Source organism: Amycolatopsis sp. NPDC004772, assembly GCF_053601215.1.
This window is the reverse complement of sequence record NZ_JBSGBK010000095.1, coordinates 15,972-31,583: the sequence shown is the minus strand read 5'-3', so window position 1 is coordinate 31,583 and position 15,612 is coordinate 15,972. Positions and strand designations below refer to the sequence as shown.

Genomic DNA, 15,612 nt, shown 5'->3' with positions numbered 1-15,612 from the left:
CGAGGATCACGTGGGTGTCGCCGGCGGCCCGGCGCTGGGTGAGGGCCTGTTGCAGGTCCGGGGCCTGGGCGGCGAGGGCGGTGATGGCTTCGTGCAGGTAGCGGTAGGCGGTGGCGGGGCTGTTGTGGTGGTCGGCGGCCAGCCGGTGGATCGGGGTGGCGTCGCGGAACCAGCGCAGCGTCAGGACCGCGTGCCGGTAGGGGGTCAGTGCCCGCCGGCCTCGGCGGGTGCCGCGGGCCCGGCGGGTGGACCGCAGGACACTCGCGACGTAGAGGGTCAGCTCGCGTGCCACGTCAAGCGTGGCACCACCAGCGGCCCCACGCCTCATCTCACGGCAACACGCACCCCACCCAGCCCTACTGAGAAAACCTCATTGGGGCGCTTGTGGCGAGGGTCAGCGTTGCTGGACCCGCACCGCCCGCAACGTCGGCGGGGTGGCCCGCTCGGCGGTGGCTTCCGGCGCCGTGCGGGCGCCCGGGAGGTCCGGGGCCTGGCCGGTGCGGGAGGCGAGCTGATCCTCGACGGCGTCGAGGAACTCGTCGACTTCGCGCTCGTCGTAGCCGCGCTTGCCGATCAGCGGCTTCGCGAACATCACGTGGTGCACTTCGGCGGCGGTCAGGTCGTCCTCGTCGGCGAGGGTATTGGCGATCCGCCGGACGAACGCATCGACCTCGTGCTTCGCGTAACCACGACGGCCGATCGGGGCGTTACCGAAGGTGACCTCGGCGAGGTCTTCGGCGCTGAACGACATGGAACTCTCCGATTCCGGGGTCGGCGGGTGCGAAACTCCCGTACACCGTCCTAACCGGTGGACAAGCTCCCCGGAAGGGGCGGACCCGAACCTCACCCCCACGGGCAGCCGCGCGCCCGCCTTCGGGTGAGTTCGCGCTACCCAACGCTGTGTGGCGCCCCTCACACGAGGGTCAGCTGCGGCCGAACCACTTCCGCGTGCCTTGCGGGCGCTCCGGCTCCTCGACCACCGCCGGCTTCGGGTTGCGCAGCTCGACCAGCGCCGCCTCGGCCTCGTCCAAGAACAGGTCGACCTGGGCCTGGTCGTAGCTGCGCATGCCGACCGGCATGATCGTGAACTCGACGTAGTGGATGTCGTCCGGTGTGAGGATGTTGCGCCCGGCCAGGGCCTCGGCGATGAGGTCGAGGAACGCGTCCACCTCGTCCTCGTTGTAGCCGCGCCGGCCGAAGCGGGGTTTGCCGAAAGCGATCGCCCGGACTTCGTCGGGGGTCATGGCTTCACCTTGCCACCCATGTCAGCCCGCGTGGAAGGTGTTCTGCGCGGCCGCGAGACCGGTGCTGATCAGCGCCTCGGTCGCGTCCGCGCACCGGTCCACCTCCAGCGGGAGTTCCTTGCGCTCGACCGTCGAAAAGTCCTTCAGTACGAAGTCCGCCGGGTCCTGGCGGCCGGGCGGGCGGCCGATGCCGAACCGCACCCGGTAGTAGTCGCGGGTGCCCAGTGACTTCGTGATCGAGCGGAGTCCGTTGTGGCCGTTGTCGCCGCCACCCAGCTTCAGCTTCAACGCGCCGAAGTCGACGTCGAGCTCGTCGTGCACCACGACGACGCCGGACGGCTCGACCTTGTAGAACCGCGCCGCGCCGACCACCGGCCCGCCGGAGAGGTTCATGTACGAGCGCGGCTTCACCAGCACCACGCGGCGCCCGGCCAGGCGGCCTTCCAGCACCTCGCCGCCGGTCTTGTGCGCCTTGAACTTGCCGCCGACGCGGGCGGCGAGCTCGTCCAGCACCATGAACCCGACGTTGTGCCGGTTCCCGGCGTACTGGGGTCCGGGATTGCCGAGGCCGGCGAGCAGGATCAGCTCGCCGGCCCCGGGCATGTCTTCGGTCATACGGTGATGCTATTCGGCGGCTTCGGCCGACTCTTCGCCAGCTTCGGCCTCGTCGTCGGCCTCTTCACGCTGCGGCTCGTTGACGGCCACGACCAGCGACTCCGGGTCGGTGACCAGGGTCGCGCCCTGGGGCAGCTGGATCTGGCCGGCCAGGATCTGGGTGCCGACCTCGAGGCCCTCGATCGAGACCTCGACCTGCTCCGGGATGTGCAGCGCCTCGACCTCGACCTGCAGGGTGTCGACGTCCTGGTTGACCAGGCCGCCCGGGCCGGGGGTGCCGGTCACGACGACGGGGACGTCGACGGTGACCTTCTCGCCGCGCTTGACGACCAGCAGGTCGACGTGCTCGATGTAGTTCTTCAGCGGGTGCACCACGATGGTCTTGGTCAGGGCCAGCTCGCTGGAGCCCTCCAGGTCCAGGGTGATGACGGCGTTCGAGCCGTTCTCACGCACGACGCGGGCGAACTCGATCGCCGGCAGCGCGAAGTGCCGCGGGTCCGACCCGTGGCCGTAGAGGACGGCGGGGATCTTGCCGGCGCGACGCGTGCGGCGCGCGGCGCCCTTGCCGAACTCGGTGCGCGGCTCCACGGACAGACGTACCTCGGACACGGTGTTGCACTCCTTCAAATCAAAGACAGCATGCTGCGGCGGGGGAAGCCGATGTGTGTTCTGTTCAAGGAAGTTTCGGCGGCGAGTTTCCGGGCGTGCACGACGACGGGGGCTACTCGAGCCGCCGCGTCGATCACGCCGGGCACCCCAGAAGGGCCCCGCCTCGCCGAGACAACCTCAAGAGTGTAAACCAACCTCATCACGGTGGGTTGCGGCGGGTGCCCGGCCCAGGCTAGAACCCTCCTGGAACCCCCGGTACGTGACGACACAAATCCGGTGGCGGGACGACGCCGGCCGAGGTGTGCTCGGGTAGCGGGAGAGCAGGGGGCGGGAAATGCGCGCTCGGTGGAGCGAGGTGGCGGCGGTGCTGCTGCTGGGTGGGCTGCTGGCGGGCTGCCAGGTGGCCGTGGCCGGCACCGCCGGTGTCTCCGCGGCCGACCAGGCGACGGCCGACCGGCGCGCGGAGCAGCGCACGGCGGTCGACGCGGCCCTGACCGCGCTGGGCCAGGCGCCCGCGATCGCGCTGAAGGCCACGGTGAAGGGTGCCGAGCAGCAGTTCCGGATCACCCGCGGCGGCTACGCCGTCGGCGCGCTGCCGCTGGAAGGCCGGTTCGTCCAGGTGACGGCCGCCGCGAGCCAGTTCTACCTGCAGGCCGACGCCGACTACTGGAAGGCGCACGCGATCGACGAGGGCACGCAGTTCGGCACGAACTGGGTGCGTTCGCTCGGCTCCGAGCTGCCCTTCGACCCGGCGGCCCGGTTCGCGCCGCCGGCGCTGGCCGAAGGGCTGCGCAAGGCGCTGGCCGGGCTCGACCGGATGGGCGAGCCGGTCAAGGCCAAGCTGCCCGACGGCACCGAGGTCTACCAGCTCGGCGCCGCGCCGAGCGTCCTGCGCGTCACGACGGCCAAGCCGAACCGGGTCGTCAGCTTCGCCCCGACGCTGCTCGACCCGCAGAACGGCCCGAAGTACGGCGCCGAGTTCGGCGTCACCACGCTCACCGGGGACGCGGTCAAGGCGTTCCACACCGACCTCGACGCCGCCGTCGGCGGGCTGGGTCAGCCGTTCGAAGGGCTGGTGCAGGCCAGCGCCGTCGTCACCAACGACAAGCTCGACTGCAAGGACTTCGTCGGCTCCTGCACGACGACGGTCGACGTCTCCAACAGCGTCGTCGGCACGCCGGCGTCGGGTGAGAAGAGCGTCGTGCACATCACCCTGTCGGTCGAAGTCAGCGCCGAGTCGCTCGGGGCGCAGACGTGCACGGCGGCCGGGGACGCGGAGCCGTACAAGACGATCCAGCTGTCGTGCGCGGTGAAGTTCAAGCTGCCCAACCGCACGGCCAGCTACCAGGTGCTGTCGAAGCCGAACGCGACCGCGGAGGTCCGCGCGGGCCTCGACGTCAACGCCGTGAAACAGCGGGTGGCCACGGAGTTCGCGGGCCTCGGCGGCTGACCTGGACACCTACCCCCAGGTGTGTTGCTTCCGTTGAAGTAGGTGATCTTCCGTTCCTAGCATCGGCTGCGAACAGCCGAGAGGAAACGGAGAAACAGCCATGGCCAAGCTGGTCATTTTCGGGGCGACGGGATACGCCGGGGGCAGGATCGGCGCCGAGGCGCTGCGTCGCGGCCACGAGGTGGCCGGCGTCGCGCGGCACGCCGGCTCGGTGCCCGAGGGCGTCGACGAACACCAGGGTTCGCTGCACGACGAGGAGTTCGTGGCGAGCTTGGCGAAGGACGCGGACGTGTTCGTGGTCGCCACCCCGGCCCGCGAGCTCGACGGCAAGAAGCTGATCGAGGCGGTCCCGGCGCTGGCCCGGATCGCGAGCGAGAACGACGTCCGGCTGTCGTTCGTCGGCGGCGCGGCCAGCCTGCACGTGGCCGAGGGCGGCCCGCGGCTGTTCGACACCCCGGAGTTCCCGGCCGAGTACAAGGACGAGGCCGGCAGCCACGCCGAGGTCCTCGGCCTGCTGCGCGAGCAGCCGGAGAGCCTCGACTGGTTCTACGTCAGCCCCGCCGCCGAGTTCGGCGCGTGGACGCCGGGCGAGCGCCGCGGCGAGTACCGGATCGGCGGCGACGTCCTGGTGACCGACGAGAACGGCCGGTCCCACATCGGCGGCGACGACTTCGCGATCGCCTACGTCGACGAGATCGAGCAGCCGAAACACCGCCGCGCACGCTTCACCGTCGCCTACTGAAGTCTGCCGCGGCTCTCGTGAGTGGTAAGGCGGGTTCTAACCCGCCTTACCACTCACGACAGGGTCAGGCGTTGCCGTCGAACAGCGACGTCACCGAGCCGTCTTCGAAGACCTGCTGGATCGCCTCGGCCAGCATCGGGGCGATCGACAGCACGGTCAGCCCGGGGAACCGCTTCTCCTCGGGGATCGGCAGCGAGTTCGTCACGATGACCTCGCGCGCCTTGCACGACGACAGCCGCTGGGTGGCCGGGTCGGAGAGGATGCCGTGGGTCGTCGCGATGACGACGTCCGCCGCGCCCTCTTCGATCAGGGCCTCGGTCGCCTTCACGATCGTGCCGCCCGTGTCGATCATGTCGTCGATCAGCACGCAGAGCTTGCCCTCGACCTTGCCGACCACGCGGTTGGCCACGGCCTGGTTGGGCTTGTCCGGGTCGCGCGTCTTGTGGATGAACGCGATCGGGCGGTCACCCAGCTGCTGCGCCCACTTCTCGGCCAGCCGGACACGGCCCGAGTCCGGGGAGACGACCGTGATGTCCGCGTCGCCGTAGGTGGCCTTGATGTGGTCGGCCAGCACGGTCTGCGCCATCAGGTGGTCGACCGGGCCGTCGAAGAAGCCCTGGATCTGCGCGGTGTGCAGGTCGACCGTCATGATCCGGTCGGCGCCCGCGGTCTTGAACAGGTCCGCGATCAGCCGCGCCGAGATCGGCTCGCGGCCCTTGTGCTTCTTGTCCTGGCGCGCGTACGGGTAGAACGGCATCACCACGGTGATCCGCTTCGCGCTCGCCCGCTTGAGCGCGTCCACCATGATCAGCTGCTCCATCACGAACTCGTTGATGGGCGTGGTGTGCGCCTGGATGACGAAGGCGTCGGTCCCGCGGACGGACTCCTCGAACCGGACGAACAGCTCCCCGTTGGCGAACGTGTGCGCCGTCTGCGGGGTGATCGTGACGTTGAGGTGCTGGGCCACCTCTTCGGCGAGCTCCTGGTGCGCGCGTCCGGAGAAGAGCATCAGGTTCTTCTTCGGCGTCCCTTGCTTCGGACTCATGCTGGCGACTCCCCGTCGGTTCCTGCTGCTGAATCGGCGTCGAGGGCGACCTGGGCCGCCTCCGCCGCGGGCGTACCCGGCCGGCGCCGGATCGCCCAGCCTTCGATGTTGCGCTGCGGCGGCGCCGACACCGCGAGTGTGCCCGGCGGGACGTCTTCGCGGATCACGGCACCCGCACCACTGTAAGCGCCGTCACCGATGTGCACCGGGGCGACGAAGGTGTTGTCCGCGCCCAACCGGACATACGACCCGATAACGGTCCGGTGCTTGTTCACGCCGTCGTAGTTCACGAACACGCTGGAGCAGCCGATGTTGCTGTGCTCACCGATCGTGGCGTCACCCACGTAGGTCAGGTGGGGCACCTTCGTCCCGGCGCCGATGTCGGCCGCCTTCGTCTCGACGAACGCGCCCAGCTTCGCCTTGACGCCCAGCTTCGTGCCCGGGCGCAGGTAGGTGAACGGGCCGACGTTGACGCCGTCGCCGAGTTCGGAGTCCGAGCCGTGGACCCGCACGACGCTCGCGCCGGCCCCGATCCGCACGTCGGTCAGTGTGCTGTCCGGGCCGATCGTGCTGCCCTCGCCGACCGAGGTCGTGCCCTTGAGCTGTACGCCGGGCTCGATGACGACGTCACGGGCCAGGGTCACGCCGGCGTCGATCCAGGTCGTGGCCGGGTCGGTGATGGTGACGCCCTCGCGCTGCCAGCGCTGCACGATCCGGCGGTTGAGCTCGGCGCCGAGCACCGACAGCTGCACCCGGTCGTTGACGCCTTCGGTCAGCCACGGGTCGTCGACGACCAGCGCGCCGACGTGCAGGCCGTCGCCGTTCGCGATGCCGAGGACGTCGGTGAGGTAGAGCTCGCCCTGGGCGTTGTCGGTCGAGAGGCGCGAGAGGCCGTCGCGCAGCACGGCGGCGTCGAAGGCGTAGACGCCCGAGTTGATCTCGGTGATCTCGGCCTGCTCCGGGGTGGCGTCCTTGTGCTCGACGATCCCGGTGACCTTGCCCGCGCTGTCGCGCACGATCCGGCCGTAGCCGGTCGCGTCGGTGACCACGGAGGTGAGCACGGTGACGGCGTTCTTCGCCTCGGTGTGCTCGTCGAGCAGGGCGCCGAGGGTGGCGGTGTCGAGCAGCGGGACGTCGCCGTAGCTGACGATCACCGTGCCGGTGACGTCGGCGGGGAGGGTGGCGAGCGCGCAGGACACGGCGTGGCCGGTGCCCTTCTGCTCGGCCTGCACCGCGGTGCCGACCGGGCGGCCGAGGGCTTCGCCGACCGCGCTCAGCCGTTCGCGGACCGCTTCGCGGCCGTGCCCGATGACCACCACGAGGTGTTCGGGGTTCAGGCCGGCGGCGGCCCGGACGGCGTGCTCGACGAGGGGCCGCCCGGCGATCGGGTGCAGCACCTTCGGCGTCGAGGAACGCATGCGGGTGCCCTCACCCGCGGCGAGGATCAACGTGCTCAGCGGGCCGGTCAACGGCGCTCCCAACGGTTACCAAAAGTCGGCTTCTGTCGGGCACCGATCCTAACTGTGGTCGTCGGCGTCCCACGCGGGGTCGGTGGGAGGGGCCTCGCTGGCCCATGCTGCGGCGGGATCGGCAGCCATCGAATTCGCCGACGCCACCTGGTTGCCGCCGCCGCGTTTGGCCTGGTACATCGCCGCATCCGCGCGCGCCAGGACCTGCTCGCCGCGTTCCTGCGGCCGCAGCGAGACGAGCCCGATCGACAGCGTCACGCCGTGCGAAAGGTGGTGCGGCAGGTTCGAGACGGACTTCACGGCCCGCCCGAGCGCCATCTTCGCCGCGGACGCCGGCGTGCCCGGGAGCAGGACGATGAACTCGTCGCCGCCGTAGCGGGCCACCAGGTCGTCTCCGCGCAGCGCGTCACGAAGCGTGCTCGCCACGACACGCAGCACGTTGTCGCCTTCCGCGTGCGACTGCTTGTCGTTGACGCCCTTGAAGCCGTCCAGGTCGACCAGCGCCACCGCCAGCGGCTGCGCGTCCGCCGACGACGCGAGCTGGCGCAGCTTCTCGTCCAGCGCGCGGCGGTTGGGGAGGCCGGTGAGCGGGTCCTGCAGCGCCTGCTGGGTGATCGCGCCGTGCTCGGCGGACAGGCGTTCGTGCTCGCGGCGGGCGTTCAGCGTGGCGATCTGCGACTCGCGCAGGCTCCACATCTCCGACTCCAGGCGCCGCGCGTAGTCGATCAGCGACTCGCCGGCGCCGGAGCCCGGGCTCGTGTCCAGCCGGGCCAGCTCGCGGGCGATGTTCAGCCGCATCGACGGCTGGGAGGTGTCGTCCGAGATCGACTGGCGGGTCTCGCGCAGGACCGAAAGGGCCTCTTCACGGCGACCCTCCTTGTCCAGGCAGCGGGCCAGCGCGATCGCGACGATCTCGCGGTCGTGCCCGAACGCGCGCTCGGTGTAGAGGTTCTGCAGCCGCTCGACGTGCTCGCCGCCCGGCTGGTTCAGCGCCGGCGCCGCGGCCAGGACGCCGACCTGGTCGATCGCGTCGACGTTCGCCTTGCGCGGGAACAGCGACTCGGCGAACGGCCCTTCGGCGGCCGCCCCCATCGACGCCGCCGTGCGGAACTTCTCGGCGCTCTCGTCGTATTCGTCGATGCGCTCCAGCCGCAGGCCCCAGCCGAGCAGCATCTTGATCCGGTTGATCAGCTGCAGGGCGATGTCGTGCGGGCTCGCGCTCTCGCGGATCGCCGCCGCGGCCCGGCCGATCACCTCTTCGGCCGCTTCGTAGACGCCGAGCTGGTTGAGCACCAGCCAGCAGTCGATCAGCGTCGAGGAGAGCAGCCGGTTCCAGTTGCGCAGCCCGACCTGGCGGTCCGGGATGGTCGAGTCGTCGAGGATGGCCAGCGCCCGGGCGATCTCGGTGAGCGCGGCGTCCTCCTGCGCGGCGATCACGAGCCGGCGCCCGCGCAGGGCGTGCGCGTCGGCCCGGAGCAGGGCGATGCCGTGCCGCCGGGTGTGCGCGAGCATCTCGTCGAGCCGGGGCTCGGCCTCCGCGGCCAGGCCCTTCGTGGCCAGCCGGGCGAGGGCGGACGAGCGCAGCAGCTGGGCCACGAGCAGGGGCTCGCCGCGCCGCTGGGTCTCGTCGAGCAGCTCGTCCATCATCGCGACGATCTCGAGCTGCTGGGTGTACTCGTGCCGCTGGACCGCGGCGTTCAGCTCCCGCGCGCGCCCGACGATCCAGGCGTCGGACATCTCGGCCAGCGCGGGCCGCCTGGCCGTCACCGGGTCGGTCGCCTCGTCGGTCAGCGCCAACCTCCCGGTGTCGTGGGTTTCCGGTTCCTCTGCTGCTCCGCCGCCAGGATTCGAACCTGAACTGTCAGAACCAAAATCTGAAGTGCTGCCGATTACACTACGGCGGATCGATCCTGGTCAGGATAGCGACGATCGGGTGTCGTCCGCGCGGGGGATGCGTTAGGCGCCCGGAAGCCGGGTACCCGATCCCCGGGACAGGTGTGTGGCTTCAGGCACTCCCCAGCCGCCCGAACCTCCTGTACCGTAACTTACGGCATCGTAGGTTAGGTCACCCTTGGTAAAGGGCGCCGTGCGTAGGAAGAAGTGAAGCGTATGACGGCCACGCTCGACCGTTCCCAGCCCACCGGGGAGCCTCCGGCCCCCAAGGGGCCCAAACCCGTCATCGACGGCAAGCGCGGCATCGGCGTGCAGCTGTCGGTCTACTTCGGTGTGATCGCCCCGCTCGTGGCCCTCCTGGTCGCGGTGCCGTTCGCGTGGGGCTGGGGACTGAGCTGGGTCGATGTCGGCATCTTCGTGGTGTTCTACGCGATCAGCGGGCTCGGCATCACGGTGTCGTACCACCGCTACTTCACGCACGGCTCGTTCAAGGCCAAGCAGTGGCTGCGCGTGTTCATGGCCATCGCGGGCAGCATCGCCCTGCAGGGCCCGGTGATCACCTGGGTCGCCGACCACCGCCGCCACCACGCGTTCTCCGACCGCGACGGCGACCCGCACTCGCCGTGGGCGTTCGGCACCTCGCCGTGGGCCATCGCCAAGGGTTTCTGGCACGCGCACATGGGCTGGCTCTTCGAGCGTGACCAGACCAACGCCGAGCGCTTCGCGCCGGACCTGGTGAAGGACCCGGCGATCAAGAAGGTCGACGACCTGTTCTGGCTGTGGGCCCTGGTCAGCCTGACCCTGCCGGCGCTGCTCGGCGGGCTGATCTCGTGGTCGCTGTGGGGCGCGGTGACGGCGTTCTTCTGGGCCGGGCTGGTCCGCATCTGCGTGCTGCACCACGTGACCTGGTCGGTCAACTCGATCTGCCACATGATCGGCGAGCGCCCGTTCGCCGCCCGCGACAAGTCGGCGAACTTCTGGCCCCTGGCGATCTTCAGCTTCGGCGAGTCGTGGCACAACCTGCACCACGCCGACCCGACGTCCGCCCGCCACGGCGTCAAGCGCGGCCAGATCGACATCTCCGCGCGGCTGATCTGGATCTTCGAGAAGTTCGGCTGGGTGCACGACGTCCGCTGGCCGACGCCGCAGCGGCTGGCCCGTATCGCCACCGAAAAAGCCTAGTCAACTAGGCTGCCCCGATGGCGGGGAGACGACGTTCGAAGCGTGAGCAGCAGGTCACCGGGGCCCGTCCGGCCGCCCCGGTGACCCGGGTCCGGATGACCGGCACCGAGCGGCGTCAGCAGCTGCTGAACGTCGCCCGGGCGCTGTTCGCCGAGAAGGGCTTCGACGGCACGTCGATCGAGGAGATCGCGCACCGCGCCAACGTTTCGAAGCCGGTGGTGTACGAGCACTTCGGTGGCAAAGAGGGCATCTACGCGGTGGTCGTCGACCGCGAAACGCAGCTGCTGCTCGACCGGATGGTTTCGACCCTCCACGGCGGTCACCCGCGCGCGATGCTGGAGCAGGCGGCGACGGCGCTGCTGTCCTACGTCGAGGATTCCCACGACGGGTTCCGCATCCTGGTCCGCGACTCCCCGGTCGCGAGCTCCACGGGGACGTTTTCCACGGTGCTGAACGACATCGCGAGCCAGGTCGAGCACATCCTGGCCCAGCAGTTCGCGGCCCGCGGCTACGACGAGAAGCTGGCCGCGCTGTACGCGCAGGCGCTGGTGGGCATGGTGGCGCTGACCGGCCAGTGGTGGCTGGACGCGCGCAAGCCCAAGCGCGACGAAGTGGCGGCGCACCTGGTCAACCTGGCGTGGAACGGGTTGTCGCACCTGGAGCACAAGCCGAAGCTGCGGCTGGGCTAGTGCGGTGGCTTTCGAAGACCTGAAGCTCATGCAGCGCCTGGCGCAGCGGCTCACTGCGACTCACCCGGAGCTGGTGAACAGCGACGCGTCGTACGGCGAACTGGCCTGGAACTGGGGCCGCACCCGCGGCGAGGGCGAGCACCGGCTGTGAGGTCGAGGAGCCGTCGCTGCCGGCCGGGTTTTCCTTCCGCACAGTGGCGGAGGTCCCGCCGGAAGCCGTGGTCCAGGCGCATGTGGACGCCTGGGCCCCGACGTCGTACACGGAGGCGTCGTACCTCGGCGTCCGGCAGGCGCCGGGCTACCGCGACGACCTGCACGTCCTGGTGGAGGCCACGGACGGCCCGATGGCGTGCTCGGCGATCATTGGGCTCGACGAAGAGAACGAGACGGTCGAGTTCGAGCCGGTCGGAACGCACCCGCGCTACCGGCGCCAGGGGCTCGCGAGGGCGATGTTGCTGCACGGAATGCGCTTGGCGGCCGCGGCGGGCGCCCGGCACGCGACGGTCGCCTGCATGGGAGAGCCGGCCCCGGCGCGGGAGTTGTACCACGGCGTGGGGTTCCGGGCGTTTTCACGGGACGCGCCGCTGATCAAGCGCGGTTGAGCGTCACCGCAACTGCCCCGCGGCGTGCAGGTGGTCGAAGATCAGCTGCGCCACCAGCGAAACCCGCGGCCGGTTCGCATAGCCCAGCCAGGCGATCTCCTCGATCTCCGCGCACGCCCGCGGCGTTCCCTCGTACTCCGCCGAGTACGCCGTCGTGCGTACGACCGTTCCCTCCGCGTGGCCGTGGGCCTGGCCTTCGAACGTGCCCGCCGGCGTGATCGAAGCCGCGTCGATCGCCACGCCGAGTTCCTCGCGGATCTCGCGGACCAGCGTCTCGGCGTCGGTCTCGCCCGGCTCGCGTTTGCCGCCCGGGAGGTAGAACTTGTCCTTCCCCCGCGAACGCGCCGCCAGGATGCGGCCGTCCACCACGTGGATCCAGGCGATCTTGTCGATCACGCCAGTGCCGCCAGCGCCTCTTCGGTCGTCACGACCGTGCCCAGGCGCGGGAAGATCTTCGTGACGGCGTTTTCGTGCGAGATGTCGGACAGCGCCGTCATCGCGTCGGACACCGCGATCGTGTCGTAGCCGTGGTCCGAAGCCGCGCGCAGGGTCGACTCCACGCCGAACTCCGTGGCGATGCCGCCGAAGTACACCGTGCGGACGCCCGCGCCGCGCAGGAACTCGTCGAGGTCCGTGCCCGCGAAGCCGCCGATCGTGTACTTCGTGACGATCTTGTCGTCCCCGGCGTCGAAGGCCAGTTCGTTGCCCGGCGGGTTGTCCGGGCGCGACACCTTCACGACCACCACCGGCGCTCCGGCCTTGCGGAACGCGTCCCGCAAGCGCAGGGCGTTCGCGAGGACTTCTTCGCCGCGGTACGGCGTGGTGGGCAGCGCCACGATCCGCTCCTGCAGATCGATCAGCACGAGCGCGGAGGTGGCCGGGTCGATCTTGCTCATGCCCCGATCCTAGGCACTAGGGTCGGGCTCATGGCGAACAACAGGGAAATCGTGGTGACGGGCGGCGGCACGGGCATCGGGTACGCCGTGGCGGCGGCCTTCGCCCAAGCCGGCGAGCGCGTCACGATCACCGGGCGCCGCGAGCAGGTGCTCACCGAAGCCGCGACGCTCGCCGGCGCGCGGCCCGTCGTGTTCGACGCCGCCGACCCCGCGGCCGTCGAGGCCGCACTGGAGGAGTTGCCGGACCGCGTCGACGTCCTCGTCAACAACGCGGGCGGCAACACGGATTTCCTCGACGGCGACGGCGAACCCGGGCTGGCCGGCTTCGCGGCCGCGTTCGAGCGCAACCTGCGGTCCAATGTGGTCAGTGCGGCCCTGGTGACGCACGCGCTGCGCGACCGCCTCGCCGAGGGCGCGCGGATCATCACGATCGGATCGATCGCCGCGCACACCGGCGCCGGATCGTACGGCGCCGCGAAGGCCGCGGTCGAGGCGTGGAACGTGAGCGTGGCCCGCGAGTTCGGGCCACGCGGGATCACCGCGAACGTCGTCGCGCCGGGCCTGATCGGCGAAACCGAGTTCTTCCACGGCCGGCTGAGCGACCAGCGCCGCGAATGGCTGATCGGCAACACGATGAACAAACGCCCGGGCACCCCGGACGACGTGGTGGCCGTGGTGACGTTCCTGGCGAGCCCCGCCGCCGGGCACGTCACCGGCCAGGTGCTGCACGTCAACGGCGGTGCTCACCCGGGCGGATAAACCGGCCGATCGGCCGATGCGCGCGCCGGTTGTCCGCCGGAGGGCCGGAACAGCCCGGCTTTTCGGGCGATACCCGCGGTCCAGCTCCGCAATAGCTTCGGATTCCTCACCGATCCGGCGGAGGTGGTCTGGTGCTCGAGCGGCTGAACAACCTGAAGGTGCTCGTGGGCATCGCCGTGGTCATCGTGGTCGGCGGCCTGCTCGTCGCGGTCGCCGTCAACAGTGACTCCGGCAGCGACAGCTGGCGCGCTCTATGCAGCTCCACCCCGGCCGCGCCGGCGGAGAAGCAGGCGAGCCTGGTCGCCGAGGCCCGGAAAGCGCTGCTGAACACCGGGAACGATCCGCGGCTCGGGATCGAGATCGTCGACCTCGGGGCCTGTGCGGTCGAAACCCGGTGGAAGGCCGACCAGCCGCAGCCCGCCGCGTCCGTGGTGAAACTGCTCATCGCCCTCGACCTGCTCGACCGGTCCGGGGTGCCCTCGGGCGGCGAAGCGACGGCCGTCCACAGCATGCTCGCCGCCAGTGATGATCGCGTCGCCAGCCGGCTGTGGCAGCAGAACGGCGGGCCGGACATCGTGCGGCGGCAGGCCGGGAAGCTCGGGCTCGCGCACACCGCACCCCCGGCCGACGCCGGCCAGTGGGGCGCCACCCGGATGTCACCCACCGACGTCGTCACCGTCTACCGGCACATCACCGCTGCGCTGCCCGAAGAACAACGCGGGTTCCTCACGGGGGCGATGGAGAACGCCCCGCGCACCGCGGTCGACGGGTTCGACCAGCACTTCGGGATCCCGCGCGCCTTCTCCGGTGCGGCGTGGGCGGTCAAGCAGGGCTGGGGCAGCTCCGAGTCCCGGCGGGTGCTCAACACCACGGGCCTGGTCCGGACCGCGTCCGGTACCTACGCCGTCGCGGTGATGGCGTCCTGGAGCGACACCATCGACTGGCCGGCCGCGACCACGGCGGTGACCACCGCCGTCGGCTCGCTGAAGGGCTCGCTCAAGGCCGGGAAGGCCTGAAGCGAGCTGGAGGCCGGCCCCCGGATCGCCAGGTCGGCGACGGCGCCCGGGGACCGGCGCGGTGCTGCCGCGGGAACGCTCTCTTCGGACCGCGTCCAACACGCGTCGGGGGCGGGCGAAAACTTCTGGTGCACATCATGTTCCGCCGATCGCCGCCCGGGCGTAAGTGTCCACGGCCCGCATCGGACGTGGCTTTTTCATGGTCGGCTCAGGCGGGCGTGACCTTCAGCAGCTTGTCGTCCGTACCGTCCGAGGTGGTCACGTACAGGGCGCCGTCCGGGCCGCTGCGGACCGCGCGGAGGCGGCCGAACGTGTCGTCGAACTCCGGGGGCAGCGTGACGTCGAGGACCTTGCCCGCCGGGTCCAGGTGGTACAGCAGCAGTTTCTGGCCCTTGAGCGCCACCACGACCAGCGCGCCGTCGTTCGTCCCCCACTGGGCACCGGTCAGGAAGGCGTCGCCGCTGATCGCCTCGGTGGTCTTCCCGGACGTCCACAGTGGACTCACTGCGTCCGGGAAGCGCTTGAGGTCGGTCATCGGCACGCTCTCGTCGTAGCTCGTTTCCGTGCCGCCCTTGGACGGGTCCCAGCCGTAGTTGGCGCCCGGCTTCAGCAGGTTGACCTCGTCGTCGAACGACGGCCCGTGCTCGGCGGTGATCACCTGGCCGCTGCCCGGCCGGATCGCCACGCCCTGGACGTTGCGGTGGCCGTAGGTGTAGATCAGCCGTTCGCGCGGGTCACTCGAAGTGATGAACGGGTTGTCCGGCAACGGTTCCCCGGTTTTCGCGTCCAGCCGCAGCACCTTGCCGCCGAGGGAGTGGCGGTCCTGCGCGATCGACGCGCGGGCGGTGTCGCCGGTGCCGACGAGGAGCGCGCCATCCGGGGCGAACGTCGGACGGCAGCCGGAGTGCCGTCCGCTCGGGTTCACCGGCAGCCCGGTGAGCAGGTCCTTGACCTTGGCCGCGCTCGCGCCGTCGGGGGCCAGCCTCCAGGTGACCAGCCGGATGTCGACGGCCTTGCCGCCTTCCTGGTGGTCCTGGCAGGTGATGAACTCGCGGCTGGTCGCGAAGTCCGGGCTGACGACCATGCCGAGCAGCCCGCCTTCGCCCTTGGCCATGACGTCGGCGAGGTCGGCGCGCACCTCGGCGGCCTGGCCGTTGCGGACCAGCGCGAGCTTGCCGGGCCGCTGCGGCACGAGGATGCCGCCGTCGGGCAGGAAGCCCACGTCCCAGCCGTGCTCCAGCCCACCGGTCACCGTCTCGACCTTGAACTTCCCGCTCGCGGCGGCCGGGGACGACGCCGGCGGCACGCTCTGCACGGGTTCGCTCGCCGCCCCCGAACAGCCCAGGACCAGCAGGGACACCGCACCGAGGAGACCCAGCGAACGCCGCATAAGGCCCATCC

At 70.6% G+C, this 15,612-nt stretch carries 18 protein-coding genes, 1 tRNA gene and 1 pseudogene; 8 read left to right on the top strand and 12 right to left on the bottom strand.

Annotated elements, in window-relative coordinates:
• From ACWEF6_RS36505 to ACWEF6_RS36485, 5 genes and pseudogenes are all read right to left on the bottom strand, one after another.
• Window positions 1-292 (bottom strand): annotated as a pseudogene (locus ACWEF6_RS36505) (IS5/IS1182 family transposase); the annotation flags it as partial.
• A 102-nt stretch (window positions 293-394) separates the two neighbouring features.
• A complete protein-coding gene (locus tag ACWEF6_RS36500) occupies window positions 395-751 on the bottom strand; it encodes a DivIVA domain-containing protein (RefSeq protein WP_449687120.1) in 357 nt (118 codons plus the stop codon).
• 172 nt (window positions 752-923) lie between these two features.
• Complete coding sequence (locus ACWEF6_RS36495) at window positions 924-1,244, bottom strand: DivIVA domain-containing protein (RefSeq protein WP_449687119.1); 321 nt, start codon at window positions 1,242-1,244, stop codon at window positions 924-926.
• 21 nt (window positions 1,245-1,265) lie between these two features.
• Window positions 1,266-1,859, bottom strand: a complete 594-nt coding sequence (gene pth, locus ACWEF6_RS36490; RefSeq protein WP_449687118.1) for an aminoacyl-tRNA hydrolase — start codon at window positions 1,857-1,859, stop codon at window positions 1,266-1,268.
• Between the two features lie 9 nt (window positions 1,860-1,868).
• On the bottom strand, window positions 1,869-2,468 hold the full coding sequence (locus tag ACWEF6_RS36485; RefSeq protein ID WP_449687117.1) for a 50S ribosomal protein L25/general stress protein Ctc: 600 nt from the start codon (window positions 2,466-2,468) through the stop codon (window positions 1,869-1,871).
• A 355-nt stretch (window positions 2,469-2,823) separates the two neighbouring features.
• Here ACWEF6_RS36485 and ACWEF6_RS36480 point away from each other — a divergent pair, with 355 nt between their 5' ends.
• The gene (locus tag ACWEF6_RS36480; protein WP_449687122.1) at window positions 2,824-3,918 is read left to right on the top strand and encodes a hypothetical protein; all 1,095 of its coding nucleotides are present in this window, start codon (window positions 2,824-2,826) and stop codon (window positions 3,916-3,918) included.
• Window positions 3,919-4,018: 100 nt separating this feature from the next.
• A complete protein-coding gene (locus tag ACWEF6_RS36475; RefSeq protein WP_449687116.1) occupies window positions 4,019-4,660 on the top strand; it encodes an NAD(P)-dependent oxidoreductase in 642 nt (213 codons plus the stop codon).
• Between the two features lie 64 nt (window positions 4,661-4,724).
• Here ACWEF6_RS36475 and ACWEF6_RS36470 read toward each other — a convergent pair whose 3' ends face one another.
• From ACWEF6_RS36470 to ACWEF6_RS36455, 4 genes are all read right to left on the bottom strand, one after another.
• The gene (locus ACWEF6_RS36470) at window positions 4,725-5,705 is read right to left on the bottom strand and encodes a ribose-phosphate diphosphokinase (protein WP_449687114.1); all 981 of its coding nucleotides are present in this window, start codon (window positions 5,703-5,705) and stop codon (window positions 4,725-4,727) included.
• Entirely contained in the window at window positions 5,702-7,174 is a 1,473-nt protein-coding gene (gene glmU / locus ACWEF6_RS36465) for a bifunctional UDP-N-acetylglucosamine diphosphorylase/glucosamine-1-phosphate N-acetyltransferase GlmU (protein WP_449687113.1), read from the bottom strand. The genes ACWEF6_RS36470 and glmU overlap by 4 nt, the downstream gene beginning before the upstream one ends.
• Before the next feature lie 48 nt (window positions 7,175-7,222).
• Window positions 7,223-8,971, bottom strand: coding sequence for a diguanylate cyclase domain-containing protein (locus ACWEF6_RS36460; protein ID WP_449687112.1), 1,749 nt, complete (start codon window positions 8,969-8,971; stop codon window positions 7,223-7,225).
• 35 nt (window positions 8,972-9,006) lie between these two features.
• Window positions 9,007-9,078 (bottom strand) — tRNA-Gln (locus ACWEF6_RS36455).
• Between the two features lie 205 nt (window positions 9,079-9,283).
• Here ACWEF6_RS36455 and ACWEF6_RS36450 point away from each other — a divergent pair.
• From ACWEF6_RS36450 to ACWEF6_RS36435, 4 genes are all read left to right on the top strand, one after another.
• Complete coding sequence (locus ACWEF6_RS36450; RefSeq protein ID WP_310973870.1) at window positions 9,284-10,249, top strand: acyl-CoA desaturase; 966 nt, start codon at window positions 9,284-9,286, stop codon at window positions 10,247-10,249.
• Between the two features lie 95 nt (window positions 10,250-10,344).
• Window positions 10,345-10,938 carry a TetR/AcrR family transcriptional regulator gene (locus tag ACWEF6_RS36445; RefSeq protein WP_003062116.1) on the top strand — a complete coding sequence of 198 codons (594 nt, stop codon included), beginning with the start codon at window positions 10,345-10,347 and terminating at the stop codon, window positions 10,936-10,938.
• A gap of 4 nt (window positions 10,939-10,942) precedes the next feature.
• On the top strand, window positions 10,943-11,089 hold the full coding sequence (locus tag ACWEF6_RS36440) for a hypothetical protein (protein WP_449687111.1): 147 nt from the start codon (window positions 10,943-10,945) through the stop codon (window positions 11,087-11,089).
• Between the two features lie 43 nt (window positions 11,090-11,132).
• On the top strand, window positions 11,133-11,540 hold the full coding sequence (locus ACWEF6_RS36435) for a GNAT family N-acetyltransferase (RefSeq protein ID WP_449687110.1): 408 nt from the start codon (window positions 11,133-11,135) through the stop codon (window positions 11,538-11,540).
• A gap of 3 nt (window positions 11,541-11,543) precedes the next feature.
• Here the strand turns inward: ACWEF6_RS36435 and ACWEF6_RS36430 are convergent, their stop codons facing one another.
• Both ACWEF6_RS36430 and ACWEF6_RS36425 read right to left on the bottom strand, forming a co-directional pair.
• A complete protein-coding gene (locus ACWEF6_RS36430) occupies window positions 11,544-11,936 on the bottom strand; it encodes an NUDIX hydrolase (RefSeq protein WP_449687109.1) in 393 nt (130 codons plus the stop codon).
• Entirely contained in the window at window positions 11,933-12,436 is a 504-nt protein-coding gene (locus ACWEF6_RS36425) for an isochorismatase family protein (RefSeq protein ID WP_449687108.1), read from the bottom strand. Before ACWEF6_RS36425 ends, ACWEF6_RS36430 begins: the two co-directional genes overlap by 4 nt.
• Before the next feature lie 30 nt (window positions 12,437-12,466).
• Here ACWEF6_RS36425 and ACWEF6_RS36420 point away from each other — a divergent pair, with 30 nt between their 5' ends.
• Both ACWEF6_RS36420 and ACWEF6_RS36415 read left to right on the top strand, forming a co-directional pair.
• Window positions 12,467-13,195, top strand: a complete 729-nt coding sequence (locus tag ACWEF6_RS36420; RefSeq protein ID WP_449687107.1) for an SDR family NAD(P)-dependent oxidoreductase — start codon at window positions 12,467-12,469, stop codon at window positions 13,193-13,195.
• 131 nt (window positions 13,196-13,326) lie between these two features.
• Window positions 13,327-14,211, top strand: coding sequence for a serine hydrolase (locus tag ACWEF6_RS36415; protein WP_449687106.1), 885 nt, complete (start codon window positions 13,327-13,329; stop codon window positions 14,209-14,211).
• Window positions 14,212-14,419: 208 nt separating this feature from the next.
• Here the strand turns inward: ACWEF6_RS36415 and ACWEF6_RS36410 are convergent, their stop codons facing one another.
• Window positions 14,420-15,601: a PQQ-dependent sugar dehydrogenase gene (locus ACWEF6_RS36410; RefSeq protein WP_449687105.1), complete on the bottom strand. Its 1,182-nt coding sequence runs from the start codon at window positions 15,599-15,601 to the stop codon at window positions 14,420-14,422.
• Window positions 15,602-15,612 lie beyond the last annotated feature (11 nt).

Excerpts from the sequence above, each read along its gene's own strand:
- ACWEF6_RS36500 (WP_449687120.1), bottom strand. The coding sequence starts at position 751 with ATGTCGTTCAGCGCCGAAGACCTCGCCGAGGTCACCTTCGGTAACGCC.
- ACWEF6_RS36470 (WP_449687114.1), bottom strand. The coding sequence starts at position 5,705 with ATGAGTCCGAAGCAAGGGACGCCGAAGAAGAACCTGATGCTCTTCTCC.
- ACWEF6_RS36420 (WP_449687107.1), top strand. The coding sequence starts at position 12,467 with ATGGCGAACAACAGGGAAATCGTGGTGACGGGCGGCGGCACGGGCATC.
- ACWEF6_RS36425 (WP_449687108.1), bottom strand. The coding sequence starts at position 12,436 with ATGAGCAAGATCGACCCGGCCACCTCCGCGCTCGTGCTGATCGATCTG.
- ACWEF6_RS36450 (WP_310973870.1), top strand. The coding sequence starts at position 9,284 with ATGACGGCCACGCTCGACCGTTCCCAGCCCACCGGGGAGCCTCCGGCC.
- ACWEF6_RS36410 (WP_449687105.1), bottom strand. The coding sequence starts at position 15,601 with ATGCGGCGTTCGCTGGGTCTCCTCGGTGCGGTGTCCCTGCTGGTCCTG.
- ACWEF6_RS36495 (WP_449687119.1), bottom strand. The coding sequence starts at position 1,244 with ATGACCCCCGACGAAGTCCGGGCGATCGCTTTCGGCAAACCCCGCTTC.
- pth (WP_449687118.1), bottom strand. The coding sequence starts at position 1,859 with ATGACCGAAGACATGCCCGGGGCCGGCGAGCTGATCCTGCTCGCCGGC.
- ACWEF6_RS36445 (WP_003062116.1), top strand. The coding sequence starts at position 10,345 with ATGACCGGCACCGAGCGGCGTCAGCAGCTGCTGAACGTCGCCCGGGCG.
- ACWEF6_RS36475 (WP_449687116.1), top strand. The coding sequence starts at position 4,019 with ATGGCCAAGCTGGTCATTTTCGGGGCGACGGGATACGCCGGGGGCAGG.